The 14,740-nt window shown below is 61.9% G+C and carries 14 protein-coding genes; 3 read left to right on the forward strand and 11 right to left on the reverse strand.

Features of this window, described 5'->3' with window-relative positions; all coding sequences use genetic code 11:
• Positions 1–7: 7 nt before the first annotated feature.
• A complete protein-coding gene (locus IHQ71_RS24560; protein ID WP_258159025.1) occupies positions 8–2,347 on the reverse strand; it encodes a xanthine dehydrogenase family protein molybdopterin-binding subunit in 2,340 nt (779 codons plus the stop codon).
• A 26-nt stretch (positions 2,348–2,373) separates the two neighbouring features.
• Positions 2,374–2,859: a (2Fe-2S)-binding protein gene (locus IHQ71_RS24565; RefSeq protein WP_258159026.1), complete on the reverse strand. Its 486-nt coding sequence runs from the start codon at positions 2,857–2,859 to the stop codon at positions 2,374–2,376.
• 313 nt (positions 2,860–3,172) lie between these two features.
• On the opposite strand from IHQ71_RS24565, the gene IHQ71_RS24570 reads away from it, so the two are divergent.
• On the forward strand, positions 3,173–3,478 hold the full coding sequence (locus tag IHQ71_RS24570) for a complement resistance protein TraT (protein ID WP_258159027.1): 306 nt from the start codon (positions 3,173–3,175) through the stop codon (positions 3,476–3,478).
• Between the two features lie 171 nt (positions 3,479–3,649).
• A complete protein-coding gene (locus tag IHQ71_RS24575; protein ID WP_258159028.1) occupies positions 3,650–4,123 on the forward strand; it encodes a chemotaxis protein CheW in 474 nt (157 codons plus the stop codon).
• 119 nt (positions 4,124–4,242) lie between these two features.
• Here IHQ71_RS24575 and IHQ71_RS24580 read toward each other — a convergent pair whose 3' ends face one another.
• From IHQ71_RS24580 to IHQ71_RS24620, 9 genes are all read right to left on the reverse strand, one after another.
• Positions 4,243–5,100 carry a DUF4167 domain-containing protein gene (locus IHQ71_RS24580; protein ID WP_258159029.1) on the reverse strand — a complete coding sequence of 286 codons (858 nt, stop codon included), beginning with the start codon at positions 5,098–5,100 and terminating at the stop codon, positions 4,243–4,245.
• Positions 5,101–5,426: 326 nt separating this feature from the next.
• A complete protein-coding gene (gene prmC, locus IHQ71_RS24585) occupies positions 5,427–6,281 on the reverse strand; it encodes a peptide chain release factor N(5)-glutamine methyltransferase (RefSeq protein ID WP_258159030.1) in 855 nt (284 codons plus the stop codon).
• Positions 6,278–7,360 (reverse strand): peptide chain release factor 1, encoded by a 1,083-nt coding sequence (gene prfA, locus IHQ71_RS24590; RefSeq protein WP_258159031.1) that lies wholly within the window; start codon positions 7,358–7,360, stop codon positions 6,278–6,280. The genes prmC and prfA overlap by 4 nt, the downstream gene beginning before the upstream one ends.
• Positions 7,361–7,372: 12 nt before the next feature.
• Entirely contained in the window at positions 7,373–9,640 is a 2,268-nt protein-coding gene (gene ptsP, locus IHQ71_RS24595; protein ID WP_258162943.1) for a phosphoenolpyruvate--protein phosphotransferase, read from the reverse strand.
• A gap of 95 nt (positions 9,641–9,735) precedes the next feature.
• A complete protein-coding gene (locus IHQ71_RS24600) occupies positions 9,736–11,010 on the reverse strand; it encodes an aspartate kinase (RefSeq protein WP_258159032.1) in 1,275 nt (424 codons plus the stop codon).
• A 153-nt stretch (positions 11,011–11,163) separates the two neighbouring features.
• Positions 11,164–11,466 (reverse strand): hypothetical protein, encoded by a 303-nt coding sequence (locus IHQ71_RS24605; protein ID WP_258159033.1) that lies wholly within the window; start codon positions 11,464–11,466, stop codon positions 11,164–11,166.
• A 9-nt stretch (positions 11,467–11,475) separates the two neighbouring features.
• Positions 11,476–11,898 (reverse strand): hypothetical protein, encoded by a 423-nt coding sequence (locus IHQ71_RS24610; protein ID WP_258159034.1) that lies wholly within the window; start codon positions 11,896–11,898, stop codon positions 11,476–11,478.
• A gap of 174 nt (positions 11,899–12,072) precedes the next feature.
• Positions 12,073–12,351, reverse strand: a complete 279-nt coding sequence (locus IHQ71_RS24615) for a type II toxin-antitoxin system ParD family antitoxin (protein WP_258159035.1) — start codon at positions 12,349–12,351, stop codon at positions 12,073–12,075.
• A gap of 54 nt (positions 12,352–12,405) precedes the next feature.
• Positions 12,406–13,071, reverse strand: coding sequence for a TlpA disulfide reductase family protein (locus tag IHQ71_RS24620; protein WP_258162944.1), 666 nt, complete (start codon positions 13,069–13,071; stop codon positions 12,406–12,408).
• Positions 13,072–13,099: 28 nt separating this feature from the next.
• On the opposite strand from IHQ71_RS24620, the gene argH reads away from it, so the two are divergent.
• Positions 13,100–14,500, forward strand: a complete 1,401-nt coding sequence (argH, locus tag IHQ71_RS24625) for an argininosuccinate lyase (RefSeq protein ID WP_258159036.1) — start codon at positions 13,100–13,102, stop codon at positions 14,498–14,500.
• Positions 14,501–14,740 lie beyond the last annotated feature (240 nt).

Here is a 14,740-nt window from a genome sequence, read left to right on the forward strand (position 1 = left end):
TTCCTCCTCAGGCGTTGACGAGCGCCCAGACCTTTTCAGGGGTCGCGGGCATGGTGAGCGTGTTGTTGCCGATCGCATCGGTGATCGCGTTGATCAAAGCTGGGGGCGAACCGATCGCGCCCGCCTCGCCGCAGCCCTTGATGCCGAGCGGATTGCTTGGGCAGGGCGTGTTCTGATGCGACAGGTTGAACGATGGCAGGTCGTCGGCGCGCGGCATGGCATAATCCATGTAGCTTGCGGTCAGAAGCTGGCCGTCCGCGCTGTACCGGACGCCTTCGAGCAGCGCCTGGCCGATGCCCTGGGCGATGCCGCCATGCACCTGGCCCTCGACGATCATCGGGTTGATGATATTGCCGAAATCGTCCGCCGCGACGAACTGCGTGATCTCGGTCGTGCCGGTTTCCGGATCGACCTCGACCTCCGCGATATAGCAACCGGCCGGGAAGGTGAAGTTGGACGGATCGTAGAAAGCGCCCTCCTTCAGCCCCGGCTCCATGCCCGATGGCAGGTTGTGCGCGGTATAGGCGGCGAGTGCGACCTGGAACCAGGGCAGCTTCTTGTCGGTGCCCGCGACCACCAGTTCGCCGTCCTTGATCTCGATGTCGGCCTCGTCGGCCTCCATCAGATGGGCTGCGATCTTCTTGGCCTTGGCCTCGACCTTGTCGAGCGCCTTGACGATGGCCGACATGCCGACTGCGCCGGAGCGCGAGCCATAGGTGCCCATGCCCATCTGGACCTTGTCGGTGTCGCCATGGACGATGTTGACCGAGGAGATCGGCACGCCGAACCGGTCGGACACGAGCTGAGCAAAAGTCGTCTCATGGCCCTGGCCGTGGCTGTGGGAGCCGGTCAGCACCTCGATCGTGCCAACCGCATTGACCCGCACCTCAGCCGATTCCCAAAGGCCGACGCCGGCGCCAAGCGAGCCGACCGCGGCGGACGGCGCGATGCCGCAGGCCTCGATGTAACAGCTCATGCCGATGCCGCGCAGCTTGCCATTGGCCTTGGACGCCGCCTTGCGTCCGGCAAAGCCGTTCCAATCGGCCGCGGCCATCGCGGCATTGAGCGAGGCTTCGTAGTCGCCGGCGTCATAGGCCATTATCACAGGCGTCTGATAGGAGAAGGTCCGGATGAAGTTGGTCTTGCGCAATTCGGCGGGTGATATCCCGAGTTCGCGCGCTGCAGTCTCCATCGTGCGTTCGAGAAGGTAGGTGGCTTCCGGCCGGCCGGCGCCGCGATAGGCGTCCACCGGCACGGTATTGGTGTAGACCGTGCGCACATTGGCGTGGATGGCCGGGATCGCATACTGGCCTGAGAGCAGCGTCGCGTAGAGATAGGTAGGCACCGCCGAGGAGAAGAGCGACATGTAGGCGCCGAGATTGGCGATCGTATCGACCTTGAGTGCGGTGATGCGGTTGTTTGAATCGAATGCCATCTTGACGGTCGAGACATGGTCACGGCCATGCGCATCGGTCAGGAAAGCCTCGGTGCGGTCGGAGGTCCACTTCACCGGCACGCCGGTTTTCTTGGATGCCCAGAGACAGGTGATCTCTTCCGGATAGATGTAGATCTTCGAGCCGAAGCCGCCGCCGACATCGGGTGCGATGACCCGCAGCTTGTTTTCCGGCGCGACATTGTAGAAGGCGCTCATCACCAGCCGCGCCACATGCGGGTTCTGCGAAGTGGTGTAGCAGGTATAGTGATCCTCCGCCTCGTCATAGATGCCGAGGGCGGCGCGCGGCTCCATAGGATTTGGCGACAGGCGGTTGTTGTGGATCTTGATTTCGGTGACATGGGCGGCACTTGCGATCGCTGCATCCGCCGCACCGCCATCGCCGATCTCCCAGTCGAAGATCAGATTGCCGGGAGCATTGTCATGCACCTGCGGCGCGCCGGGCTTCAGGGCATCGACGGCCTCGGTGACGGCGCCGAGCGGTTCATAGTCGATCTCGACCTTCTCCGCCGCATCCCGGGCTTCCTCCATGCTGTCGGCGACCACGATCGCCACGGCATCGCCGACATAACGCACCGTATCCACCGCCAAGGGCCGCCACGGACCCATATTCATCGGCGAGCCATCCTTGGAATGGATCATCCAGCCGCAGATCAGATTGCCGATGCCATCGGCCTGCATCTGCTTGCCATCCAGCACGCCGATCACGCCCGGCATATCGAGCGCGGCGGATATGTTAAGGCTCCTGATCCTGGCATGCGCATGGGGACTGCGAATGAAGAAGGCATATTTCATGCCCGGAACCGTCATGTCGTCGGTGTACCGGCCCTTGCCGGTAAGAAATCTCTTGTCTTCCTTACGCGCCACGCGCGCTCCAATGCCTTCGATGCCCATCTGTCGTCTCCTCCCGGGATTGGATGCTATTCAGCTGCCTGCTTGGCGCTCATATTCTCCGCCGCGCTCAACACCGCCTTGACGATGTTGTGGTAGCCGGTGCAACGACAGATATTGCCTTCGAGTTCGTGGCGGACGGTCTTCTCGTCGAGTGAACCGCCATGCCGGCGGATCATGTCGACCGATGCCATCACCATGCCTGGTGTGCAGAAGCCGCATTGCAGGCCGTGATGTTCATGAAACGCCGCCTGCACCGGATGCAGTTCGCCATCGCGCGCCAGACCTTCGATCGTGGTAAGTTCGGAGCCGCTCGCCTGGACCGCGAGGATCGTGCAGCTCTTCACTGAGCGGCCATCCATATGAATCACGCAGGCGCCACACTGGGTGGTGTCGCAGCCGACATGCGTTCCAGTGAGATTGAGATTCTCGCGGATGAAATTCACCAGCAGCGTGCGATCATCGCAATCGCCGCTCAGCTTGCGGCCGTTGACCGTCATCGACACCTTCGTCATGCCTTTTCCTCCCTATTCCGTGCAATTCCCGAAGCCTAAGCTGACTCCGATCCGGGGTTTTGCCAAGAAGAGTTACAAGCGACACCCCGCTTGGGGAGTTGAACTGGCGCATTCCTGAGACAGTCGTTCCGAAGCCCGAGATTTGTCGCGCTGACATGCCGCAGGGTTGCTTGAAGCGCGCTTTCACATTTTAAACCTTTTTCATCCATAATTGGCACAACACGGCCGCGAATCCCCGGCCCTGCCGCCTGCTGGCCTGCATTGCACGGCCACGACAGGATCCGGTGGTTCACACTAACGGAGTTGAAAATTGATGTTTAAAGCAGTCGCAGTCATTCTGGCCGGGCTCACGCTTGCCGGCTGCACCCAGACCGAACGCGGCGCCACGCTAGGCGCGGCAACCGGTGCCGTGATCGGTGGCGTGCTCGGCAACAATGTCCGCAGCGCGGCAATTGGTGCTGCCATCGGCGGCGTTCTCGGCGCGGTCGCCTCCCAGCCGGGCCAGTGCTATTACAAGGACGAATACGGTCGCAAGTTCATCGACGATTGCCCGCCGGATTACGGTCCGGCCGTGGTACGCGTCCGTGCGCCCCGGACGAAGGTTGTCGTCCGGTACTGATATCGGGACCGAGAGCGAATTGTTACCAATCCCGGCGCTTGCGTCGGGATTTTTGCGTCTGGGTGGGTCCCGCGATTTAAAGGAAATTAACGAAGCTTCTTTACACTTTGCCGGAAACACACGAGCAGACCACGCGAAATGCGGTCCTGCTGATAGCTGAGGGGACTTCAGTTGACCAACCCGAATTCAACGGCGATCTTCGAATCCGATACGCTCGAAATCATCGCGTTTCGCCTCCACGACCAGGAATTCTGCGTCAAGACCACGACGATCCGCGAAATCCGCGGCTGGGCGCCGTCCACGCCCATCCCGCACGCGCCGAAGGAAGTGATCGGCGTGATGAACTTGCGCGGCACCGTGATCCCGATCATCGACCTCGCCTACAAGCTCGGCATGCCGTCGACCGCCGCCAACGAGCGCAGCGCCATCGTCGTCACCGAAGTCAAGAACATGATCATCGGCATGCTGGTCGATCGCGTCTCCGACATCCTGACGATCAAGGGTTCCGAAGTGCAGCCGGCGCCGGAAATCACCACATCCTTCGACAAGGGCTATACGGACGGCATCATCGCCCGCGAAGGCGGCATGATCTGCTTCCTCAACCTCGCCAAGATGTTCCAGGACCAGGAAGCGCTGGCGGCCTGATCCATCCGATTGAACGAAAAGCGCCGCGTCGGGAAATCCCGCGCGGCGCTTTTTCTATGGGCCAAATGGAAAGGCCGCCCTGAGGCGGCCATCCGTTTTCACCAATGAACCAAGCCCATTTACTCGGCCGGCTCTTCCACCGGCTCGACTGGTGCCTCGGTGGCCGGGGCCTCGCCACGCGGCTGGCGCGGGGTGCGGCGCGGACGGCCGGCATTGCTGCGGCGGCGGGTCCCGGTAGCGGGCTGTTCACCGGCCGCGGCTTCCTGCTCGATCTGCACTTCCGCCGGCGTTTCGTCGAACACCGGCTGCGGCGTCGACTGGTCGATGATCACCGGCTGTTCGGTGACGACCGGCTGGCGATTGCGGTTGTCGGACTGCCGATTGTTGTTCTCGGGCTGCCGGTCGCGACTGTCAGACTGACGGTCGCGATCGCGGTTATCCGACTGGCGGTCGCGATTGCGGTTGTCGTTCTGACGCTCACGATTGTCGGGCTGACGATTGTAGTTCCCGGACTCGGAAGGCTGCTGGCCCTCGTTGTTGTCGTCCTCGTCACGTTCGTCGCGATCGTTCATTTCACCACGATCGTTCATCTCGCCGCGATCACCCTGATCACCTTGATCGCCCTGATCGCCGCGCTCACCGCTGTATTCGGGACGGTCGTCGCGCTGGTAACGCTCCTGGAACATCGCCTGAGCCGCCGCGATGATGCGGTTATAGTGCTCGGCATGCTGGAGGTAATTTTCCGCCATGACGCGGTCGCCGGAGCTTGTCGCGTCACGGGCCAGATTCATGTATTTTTCGGCGATATGCTGCGCGGTGCCGCGAATCTTCACGTCTGGACCGGAACTGTCATAAGTTCTGGTCAGCGGATTCTGCCCTTTGCGCTGATTATTGTTGTTACTGCTATTATTGTTACTGCTTCCGCCACCGCTGTTGTTACGGCCGCGGCCACGCTGCTTCTGTTGTCCAGGCCTCATCAATCATTCACCCGAGAATTTCCGGCTCTCATTCGCGGCCCCCGGACACAAACCCGCTCGAAGTTCTGGCAAGCCAGAACCCGGCAAGCATGTCACCGGACACCGCTGATCCCGGAATCTAATCCTAAAATCCAGAGTCCCGCACCAGGACCGTTTAAAACCGGCAATTTGTTTTGAGATCTCCCAAAGCCCGGCAATCCGTCATAGAATTCTTAATTCTGGGAATGCCGCCCGGTGCTTGGCTTGGAACCTAGACCGCTTCGTCCGTGATTCCAAGCCCTTTTATCGCTGTGACACGAGAAAATAGCTTCTTTTGGGCGAAACTGTCAGTTTTTTGCACTGAAGGCCTGCACCCGGTCGTTCCCGGCATAGTCCTTCACTGCCTTGAGGCGCAAAAAGCCCTCATTCTCAAAGACTTTGCCAACGTCTTCACGCTGGTCGAAGCCGGTTTCCACAGCAATGATCCCGCCGGCATTGAGAAATGGCCGGGCGCCGGCCGCGATATCGCGATAGGCATCCAGCCCATCCTCGCCACCATCGAGCGCCAGAAGCGGATCATGCTCACGCACCATCCTGTCCAGCGTCGGGATCACGCTCGACCTGATGTAGGGAGGATTGGAGACGATTACATCATAGCGACCTGAAATATTGCCGAACCAGCGGCTCTCGATCGCGGTGAACCGGGCCGCGAGGCCATTGATCGCTGCGTTTTCGCAAGCGGTCGCCAGGGCGTCGGCGGAGAGATCGGCACCGGTGCCGACGGCATTGGGCAATTCCGCCAGCAGCGCCAGGCAGATCGCGCCGGTGCCGGTTCCGAGATCGAGAATCTGGAGGGGCTGTTGCCGCTTGTGCTTCACCAGATCCAGCACCGTCTCGACGAGGATCTCGGTGTCGGGACGCGGCTCCAGCGTGCCCTTGGAAAGCTTCAGTTCGAGCCCATAGAACGGTCGGCTTCCGAGAATCCGGTAGGGTGGCTCGCCGCGTGTGCGACGGCCCACCGCTTCGTGGATACGGGCCTCGTCCTCCAGCGCCAGGTGTTCCTCGCCCCGCGTGATGAAATCGCTGCGCTCGAGCCTCAGCAATCCGCCAACGATGATACGCGCCTCCGCCATCGGATCCTCCGAACCCGCCACCAGGAAGCAGTTGCGGATATGCGCCATCATCTCGTTGAGGGTCGTCATCCCTCGACCTGTCCCAGCCTTGCCAGTTCGGATGCCTGGTAATCCGCGATCAGTGCATCCACTACCTCGTCGATCTCGCCGGTGATGATGCGGTCGAGCGAATAGAGCGTGAGGTTGATACGGTGGTCGGTCAGCCGCCCCTGCGGGAAATTATAGGTCCTGATACGCTCCGAACGATCGCCGGAACCGACCTGCGACTTGCGGTCGGCGGAACGCGCGCTATCGAGCTTCTGGCGTTCCATGTCGAACAGCCGCGAGCGCAGGACCTGCATCGCCTTGGCGCGATTCTGGTGCTGTGACTTCTCGGAACTGGTCACCACGACGCCGGTGGGCAGATGGGTGATGCGGACGGCGGAATCGGTGGTGTTGACGTGCTGGCCACCCGCGCCGGAAGACCGCATCGTGTCGATCCGGATATCCTCCGCCTTGATCTCGATGTCGATATCCTCGGCCTGCGGCAGCACTGCCACGGTCGCCGCCGACGTATGGATACGGCCCTGGGATTCAGTGGCCGGCACGCGCTGCACGCGATGTACGCCGGATTCGAATTTCAGCTTCGAGAACACACCGCGCCCGGAAACCTCTGCAATGATTTCCTTGTAGCCGCCGGCCTCGCCTTCGCTCTCGGAGACGACCTCGACCTTCCAACCATGATTGGACGCATAGCGTTCATACATGCGGAAAAGATCGCCGGCAAAGAGTGCCGCCTCGTTGCCGCCGGTGCCGGCGCGGATCTCCAGGATGGCGCTTCGCTCGTCGGCCGCATCCTTGGGCAGCAGCGCGATCAAGAGATCCTTCTCCAAGCCCTCGATTCGTTCCTCGATCTCGGGCAGTTCCAGGCTCGCGAGTTCGCGCATCTCCCTGTCGGTGCCGGAATCGGCGAGCAGGCTGCGCAAGCCGGCGAGTTCCTCGACAGCCTTCATGTAGCTCGAAATCTTGGCGACGACCGGCTGCAGCTCCGCATATTCGCCGGCCAGCTTGACATAGATGTCTGCCGCCGGACCAGCCGACATGCGCGCTTCGACTTCCGCGAAACGGCGCTCAAGCTCCTGCATTTTTTCGAGGGGAAGCTGTGCCACGGATGTCTCTTGCTAAAGCGGGATGTTGTTGGTCTCGGCGAAACGCTTGAGCATTTCGCGCATCGGCACGCCGGGCGCGGTGCTGTCGAGCGCCTCGTCCATCATGGTGGCGAGCGCCGTCGCATCCAGACCGAGCAGCATGGCCTTGACCGGACCGATCGAGGCCGGCGACATGGAGACGGAGCGGAAGCCCAGTCCGAGAAGCGCCATCGCCGACAGCGGCTTGCCCGCCATCTCACCGCACAGCGTCACCGGCGTGTTGTTGCGCTTTCCGGCGCGCACTATATCGCGCAGCAGCCTGAGGAACGGCCGGCCGAGAATGTCGAACCGCTCGGCAACCCGCGCATTGCCGCGATCGACAGCCATTGTGAACTGGAAGAGGTCGTTCGATCCAACGGACACGAAGTCTGCTTCCATCATCAGCTCGTCGAGCTGCCACAGCAGCGACGGCACTTCCAGCATCGCGCCATATTGCAGCCGCTTGGGCAGAGGATGGCCGAATTTCGAGAGGTGCTGAACTTCCTTCTGGAGCAGCGCCCGCGCCAGCCGAAGCTCCTCGACCTCCGTCACCATCGGGATCATGACGCGCAGGTCCGCCCCGGCGGCGGCCTTGAGAAGCGCCCTGAGTTGGGTGCGGATCAGCCCCGGCCGATCGAGCGCCAGCCGGATCGCACGCCAGCCGAGCGCCGGGTTCTCTTCCTTGATTGCCTGGAAATAGGGCACCACTTTGTCGGACCCGATATCGAGCGTCCGGAACGTCACCGGCCGGCCGGCGGCCTGCTTGATGACGCTGCGATAGAAGGCTTCCTGTTCCTCGCCTTTCGGCATGGTCGAGGCGATCATGAATTGCAGCTCGGTGCGGAACAGGCCGATACCCTCGGCACCTGCCTCCGTGAGCTGCGGCAGGTCGACCAGCAGGCCGGCATTCATGTTGAGGCTGATGCGCTGTCCGTCGCGCGTCACGGGCTCGACCGAGCGGAGCGCGCGGAACTGTTCCTGGCGGCGGGCTCGGAAACGCGCTTTTTCCTCATAGGCCCGCTGCACGTCCTGCGCAGGCCGCAGATGCACTTTGCCGTCCTCGCCATCGATGACGATAGCGTCGCCTTTTTCGGTGAGAGCCGCGACTCCCTCGGCGTTGCCGACGACAGGAATGCCCATGGCGCGGGCGACGATCACCACATGGCTGGTGACGGCGCCCTCTTCCAGTACCAGGCCGCGAAGGTTGGCGCGCGGATAATCGAGCAGTTCGGCGGCACCCATCGCTCGTGCGATGACGATCGCATCGTTGGGGAACGCATCCGCCGCCGCATGCGCGCCGAAGCCAGCAAGCTGCCTGAGCAGCCGGTTGGCGAGGTCGTCGAAATCATGCATCCGCTCGCGGAGATAGGGGTCGGTCAGCCGCATCATCCGGGCGCGCGTCTCGCTCTGCACCCGCTCGACGGCGGCTTCCGCCGTCAGGCCGTTGCGGATCGCCTCTTCGAGCTTGCGGACCCAGCCCCGGTCATGGGCGAACATCCGGTAGGCTTCGAGCACCGCGCGGTGCTCGCCCTCCATCGACACTTCGCGGCGCGACAGCATGTCGTCGAGCTGGATGCGCAGCGACCCGAGCGCCTCCGACAGCCTGCTGATCTCAAGATCGACGTCATCGTTCAGCAGGTTGGTGACGACCACGCGCGGATCGTGCAGCACGACATAGCCGAGCCCGATGCCGTCGGCATAGGACTCGCCATCGACCGTGATCGGGCGCGTGAGGTCGAGTTCCTGACCGGGTTTGGTGAGCTTCTTGAGATCGCCGCTCGCAACCATTTCAGCGAGCACCATGGAGACGGTCTCAAGCGCCTCGACCTCATCGTCGGAATAATGGCGCTGGGCGCGGTTCTGCACGACGAGAACGCCGAGCGAGCGGCCGGCGCGCAGGATCGGCACGCCGAGGAATGAATGGAAGAGTTCTTCACCCGTCTCCGGCAGGTAGGCGAAGGCCGGATGGCTTTGCGCGTCAGAGAGATTGAGCGGCTGAGCCGATGCGGCGATCGTACCGACGAGGCCTTCGCCCATCTTCAACTGGGCAAGGTGGACCGATTCCTTGTTCAGGCCTTCGGTGGCGTAGAGTTCGAGAACGCCATCGGCGCGCAGCACATAGACCGAGCAGACCTCGGCTACCATGTTGCGGGCGATCTGCATCACGATGCGGTCGAGGCGGTCCTGCGGCTCGAGCGGCTCGGCCGTGAGTTCCCTCAGCCGCCGAAGCAGAATTCGCGGACCGGCTGCTAGGTCTCTGATCACCTGGGCGCTCTCCTGCTCTCGAGTTCAAGGGAAGAGAGCCGGCACCACAGATCGAATCACATCACCTGATCGCCGAGCCCTCCTGGCTATACTTATTTCTTATCCAGTCCGTAGGCGGAATGCAAAGTGCGAACCGCCAGTTCTCCATAGGCACCGTCGATCAAGATTGAAATCTTGATTTCAGAAGTCGTGATCGCCTTGATGTTGATACCCTTGGAGGCGAGAGCCGAGAACGCCTGCGCCGCGACGCCCGCATGGCTGCGCATGCCGATGCCGATGACCGAGACCTTGACGAGGCCGGACTCGCTCTGGATCACGTCGAAGCCGACCTTGTCCTTCTCCTTGTCGAGAACGGCCAGCGCCTTGTCGAGATCGCCGGTCGGGACGGTGAAGGTCATGTCGGTGCGCGAGCCATCTTCGGAGATGTTCTGCACGATCATGTCGACATTGATGTGATTTTCGGCGAGCGGACCGAAGATGGCGGCGGATACGCCCGGCCGGTCGGCGACGCGACGCAGCGAGATCTGGGCTTCATCCTTGGCATATGCGATGCCGGTTACGACTTCCTGTTCCAAGACTTCTTCCTCATCACAAATCAGCGTTCCGGGCGGGTTCAACAGGTCGCCCATGCCGGGCGCGTCGGGATCCTCGAAGGACGAGCGCACGAAGGTGCGGACCTTGAACACCATGGCGAGTTCGACCGAACGGACCTGCAGCACCTTGGAGCCGAGGGACGCCATTTCGAGCATTTCCTCGAAAGCAATCTTCTTGAGTCGACGTGCCTTGGGCTCGATGCGCGGGTCGGTGGTGTATACGCCATCGACATCGGTATAGATATCGCAACGATCGGCCTTCAACGCGGCGGCAAGCGCGACCGCGGACGTATCCGACCCACCACGTCCGAGCGTGGCGATGCGATTGTCCGGCCCGAGCCCCTGGAAGCCGGCAACGACAGCCACCTGCCCCTCGCCCATGCGGCGGACGATCTCGGCACCCTCGATCTCCATGATGCGGGCGGCGCCATGGGTGCTGTCGGTGTGGATCGGAATCTGCCAGCCCTGCCAGGACCGGGCATTGATGCCCATCGACTGCAGCGCGATAGCCAAGAGGCCCGAGGTCACCTGTTCGCCAGAGGCGACGATCGCGTCATATTCGCGCGAATCATAGAAAGGCGTATTGACGCCGGTGGCCTTCGACATGCCCTGCACCCAGCCGACCAGCTCATTGGTCTTGCCCGACATGGCGGATACGACGACGGCCACTTCATGGCCAAGCTCGACCTCGCGTTTGACATGGCGGGCAACGTTATGAATGCGGTCGAGATCCGCGACGGAGGTCCCGCCGAACTTCATTACGATACGTGCCATGCCCTGATGCTTCCGGTCCCTGACGCGGCCCCCCTCGGGCACCGCGCTTAAAGCCTCTTTCCCACGCATTCGTCGCGGGAATTTGGCGGTCTCTTATCGGAAGAAGAATGGAGATTCAATGGGTCCGGATAGGCGAAGTGCCGCGACCGCGACTCAAGCCCTGAGTGACGCCGAAAGCCTGCGGGTCAGGCAGCGCAGGATTTCCTCGGGGCAATTGGGGTCCTCGACGAAGAACCAGAATTCGCCGAACGGATTGTTGATCGAAAACCGCCAGCCAAGACACTGGAACGACATCCACCATTGGAAGCCGCCCTGCGTCATGTCGCAGACCCGGATGCCGGGAATGCTTTCGAGATGGGTGCGTAGCGTATTCGACGAGCAGGATTCCGGCAGCGACAGGAAGTGACGCGAGCCGTCCTTCATCAGCGTTGTTGTGATCTGGGCATTGAGCATCACGCGAGACCCTCAGTTTATGATCACGCCGGAGCCATCAGCATAGCCGATATCGCTGACACAGGCGAGCGCGGTGATGGAAGGCTCGTTGTCGCCGATCATGCCACCCTCGCTGTCGCCTTCGACCTGCTTCAGGCGAAGCTCGAAACGCGCCTTCGGCTGGACAGGCCTGTCGAGCACGAGCCGCACCGACGCGACCCTGACCGATCCAGAGAAGAACTCCACCCGGCCACCAACCTCAGTGATCGCCTTGTCGTCCATGGAGATCAGACCGACGGCATAGACGATCTTCCCATCATTGCCGGGCAGGGCCTTCCAGCGCTCGACGGTGAAGACGCCGTCCGAACGCAGCCCGCAGAGTTCATTGGCCTGGACCTGATTGGCCGCCAGCAATCCCAGGAAAGCCACCAAGATTCCGATGAAATAAATCCGCATCCACGCCCCCGTATGCGGGCCGGTTTGCCGCACCGCCCGATAAGGAAACGGGGGAGATTCGGGAATTATTCGCTTCGAGAGAGTTGTCGGCCGCGTGCGATGATTGCCGGGCGATGTAATGATAAAGCTGAAACAGGTCATCCTCGGCCTCCCGCAGAAGATGAACCTTGTAAATCATGGACGGTCTTTGCTGCCGTCGATACGGGTCTGTAGCCGTGCAAACGCTTCATCGATTGGCACGGCCCGCGAAGGATCGGCCATCCAGCGATCGTGGGCAGGCCCAACCTCGTTCACCAGCCAGCTTTCGATTTCGGATTCCCTCTCATCGAGCGCCGAGAGGCTTTCCGCGATAACTTCGCTTTCAGAAGCGTAGCGGCCGCTTTCCATTTTATCCTTCAAGCGCGTCGCGAGGTCGGCCGGCAATGTGATCTGCATTTCCTTGAGTGCGGACATCCTAGACTCCTTGTCACGAGCTTAGCATGAACCACGCTATACGCAACGTGACCGTCAAACCCCCTCGCCGATCGCCGCCTTGATCAGGGCCTTGGCGTCGTCGCTGTCCCAGGCGGCGGGGGCGTTCATTGCACCCAGCATGCAGCCCTTTCCATCGATCAGCACGCTCGCCGGCAGGCCGATGGCGATGCCGGCTTTCTTCATCGCGTTGAAGCTCGCAAGCGTGGCATCGTGGCGCAGCGGCAGCGCGTCGATCTTGGTTTCAGTCAGGAATTCTTTCGGCTTGGCATCGTCACCGGTATCGAGATTGATGGCGGTCACCTGGAATTTATCGCTGCCGAGCGCCTTTTGCAGCGCATTGAGCGCCGGCATTTCCTCGCGGCAGGGCACGCACCAGGTGGCCCAGAGGTTCACGAGCTGGACGCGCGGCTGGTAGGCTTCAAGTTTCATGTCCTTGCCATCCGGCCCCTTGAAGCCCGGCAGCGAGAGATTGCGCCCGTGCTTTTCGGTCACGAAGGCCGCGACCTGGCCCTTAGCGAGCGGATCGAGCCGGGCGATCGTGGCCTGAGCCGGCGCGCAATCGACCGACGCTTGGCTTGGGCCATTGCCATCACCCGCCCCTCTCATGTAAACGGCCAAGCCACCGGCGACGACGCCTAGAACGGCCGCGATCGCCACCAGTTTGAGGGAAGGAAGATAGCCCGGTTTTCTTTCCTGCATCATGCACTCGTTTTCTCAAGGTCCCGCCATGTCCGACGGCAATTCCAATTCTTCGTCCAACCAGATGTGGGGCGGCCGCTTCGCTGCCGGTCCCGCCGCGATCATGGAGGAGATCAATGCCTCGATCGGCTTCGACAAGAAGCTCTATGCCCAGGACATAGCAGGTTCCATCGCCCACGCCACGATGCTCGCCGCACAAGGCATAATTTCGGCCGAGGACCGCGACCAGATCGTCGCTGGCTTGAAGCAGATCGAAGGCGAGATTGAAAGCGGCGCCTTCGAATTCTCACGCAAACTTGAAGACATCCATATGAATGTCGAAAGCCGGCTCGCCGCGATCATCGGCTCTGCTGCCGGTCGCCTGCACACCGCGCGCTCGCGCAACGACCAGGTGGCACTGGATTTCCGCCTGTGGGTCAAGGCCGAGCTTGGCCGGACCGAAGCGGCACTCACCGGCCTGATCACCGCCTTCCTCGACAAGGCGGAACAACATGCCGCCACGGTGATGCCGGGCTTCACCCATCTCCAGACCGCCCAGCCGGTGACCTTCGGCCACCATTGCATGGCCTATGTCGAAATGTTCGGCCGCGATCGCCAGCGCGTGCGCCACGCCATCGAGCATCTCGACGAAAGCCCGATCGGCGCCGCCGCGCTGGCCGGCACGCCCTACCCGATCGATCGTCATATGACGGCCAAGGCGCTCGGTTTCCGCGAGCCGACCCGCAATTCGATCGATACGGTCTCGGATCGCGATTTCGCGCTGGAATTCCTGTCGATTGCAGCGATCTGCGCCGTCCATCTCTCGCGTTTCGCCGAGGAGATCGTCATCTGGTGCACGCCGCAGTTCGGCTTTATCCGGCTGTCGGACGCGTTTTCGACCGGCTCCTCGATCATGCCGCAGAAGAAGAACCCGGATGCCGCCGAACTGGTGCGCGCCAAGACCGGCCGCATCAACGGCTCGCTCGTGGCCCTGCTCACCGTGATGAAAGGCCTGCCGCTCGCCTATTCCAAGGACATGCAGGAAGACAAGGAACAGGTCTTCGACGCCGCCGAAAATCTCGAGCTGGCAATCGCCGCGATGACCGGCATGGTCGCCGACATGACGATCAACACCGAGAAGATGAAGGCCGCCGCCGGCTCCGGCTATTCAACCGCCACCGACCTCGCCGACTGGCTGGTCCGCGAACTCGGCCTGCCATTCCGTGAAGCCCATCACGTCACCGGCCGCGTCGTGGCGCTGGCGGAAAGCACAGCATGCGATCTATGGGACCTGCCGCTCGATGCATTGCAAGCTATCCATCCCGGCATCACATCCAAAGTCTACGATGTTGTCACCGTCGAAGCCTCCGTCGCCTCGCGCAAGAGCTATGGCGGCACCTCGCCGGATGAGGTCAGGAAGCAGATCGCCTGGTGGCGTGGACGGAATTGAGAAAATAGCGTCGCCGTTGAATTGCGGCGCATGTAACCTCCGCCGCCGTCATCCTCGGGCTTGTCCCGAGGATCTGGTGAGGGAAGATAGACCCACCATCGCCGATTGCTTGATGAGCGTCACCAGATCCTCGGGACAAGCCCGAGGATGACGTCGAAAGTGTGATGAGCGCATACCAAGCCAAGGCGCGGCGAGAACCAACCACCATCAACGACGTTCATCCACACTTCAACAGATTCA

Source organism: Rhizobium sp. TH2 (assembly GCF_024707525.1).
Taxonomy (GTDB): Bacteria; Pseudomonadota; Alphaproteobacteria; order Rhizobiales; family Rhizobiaceae; genus Rhizobium_E.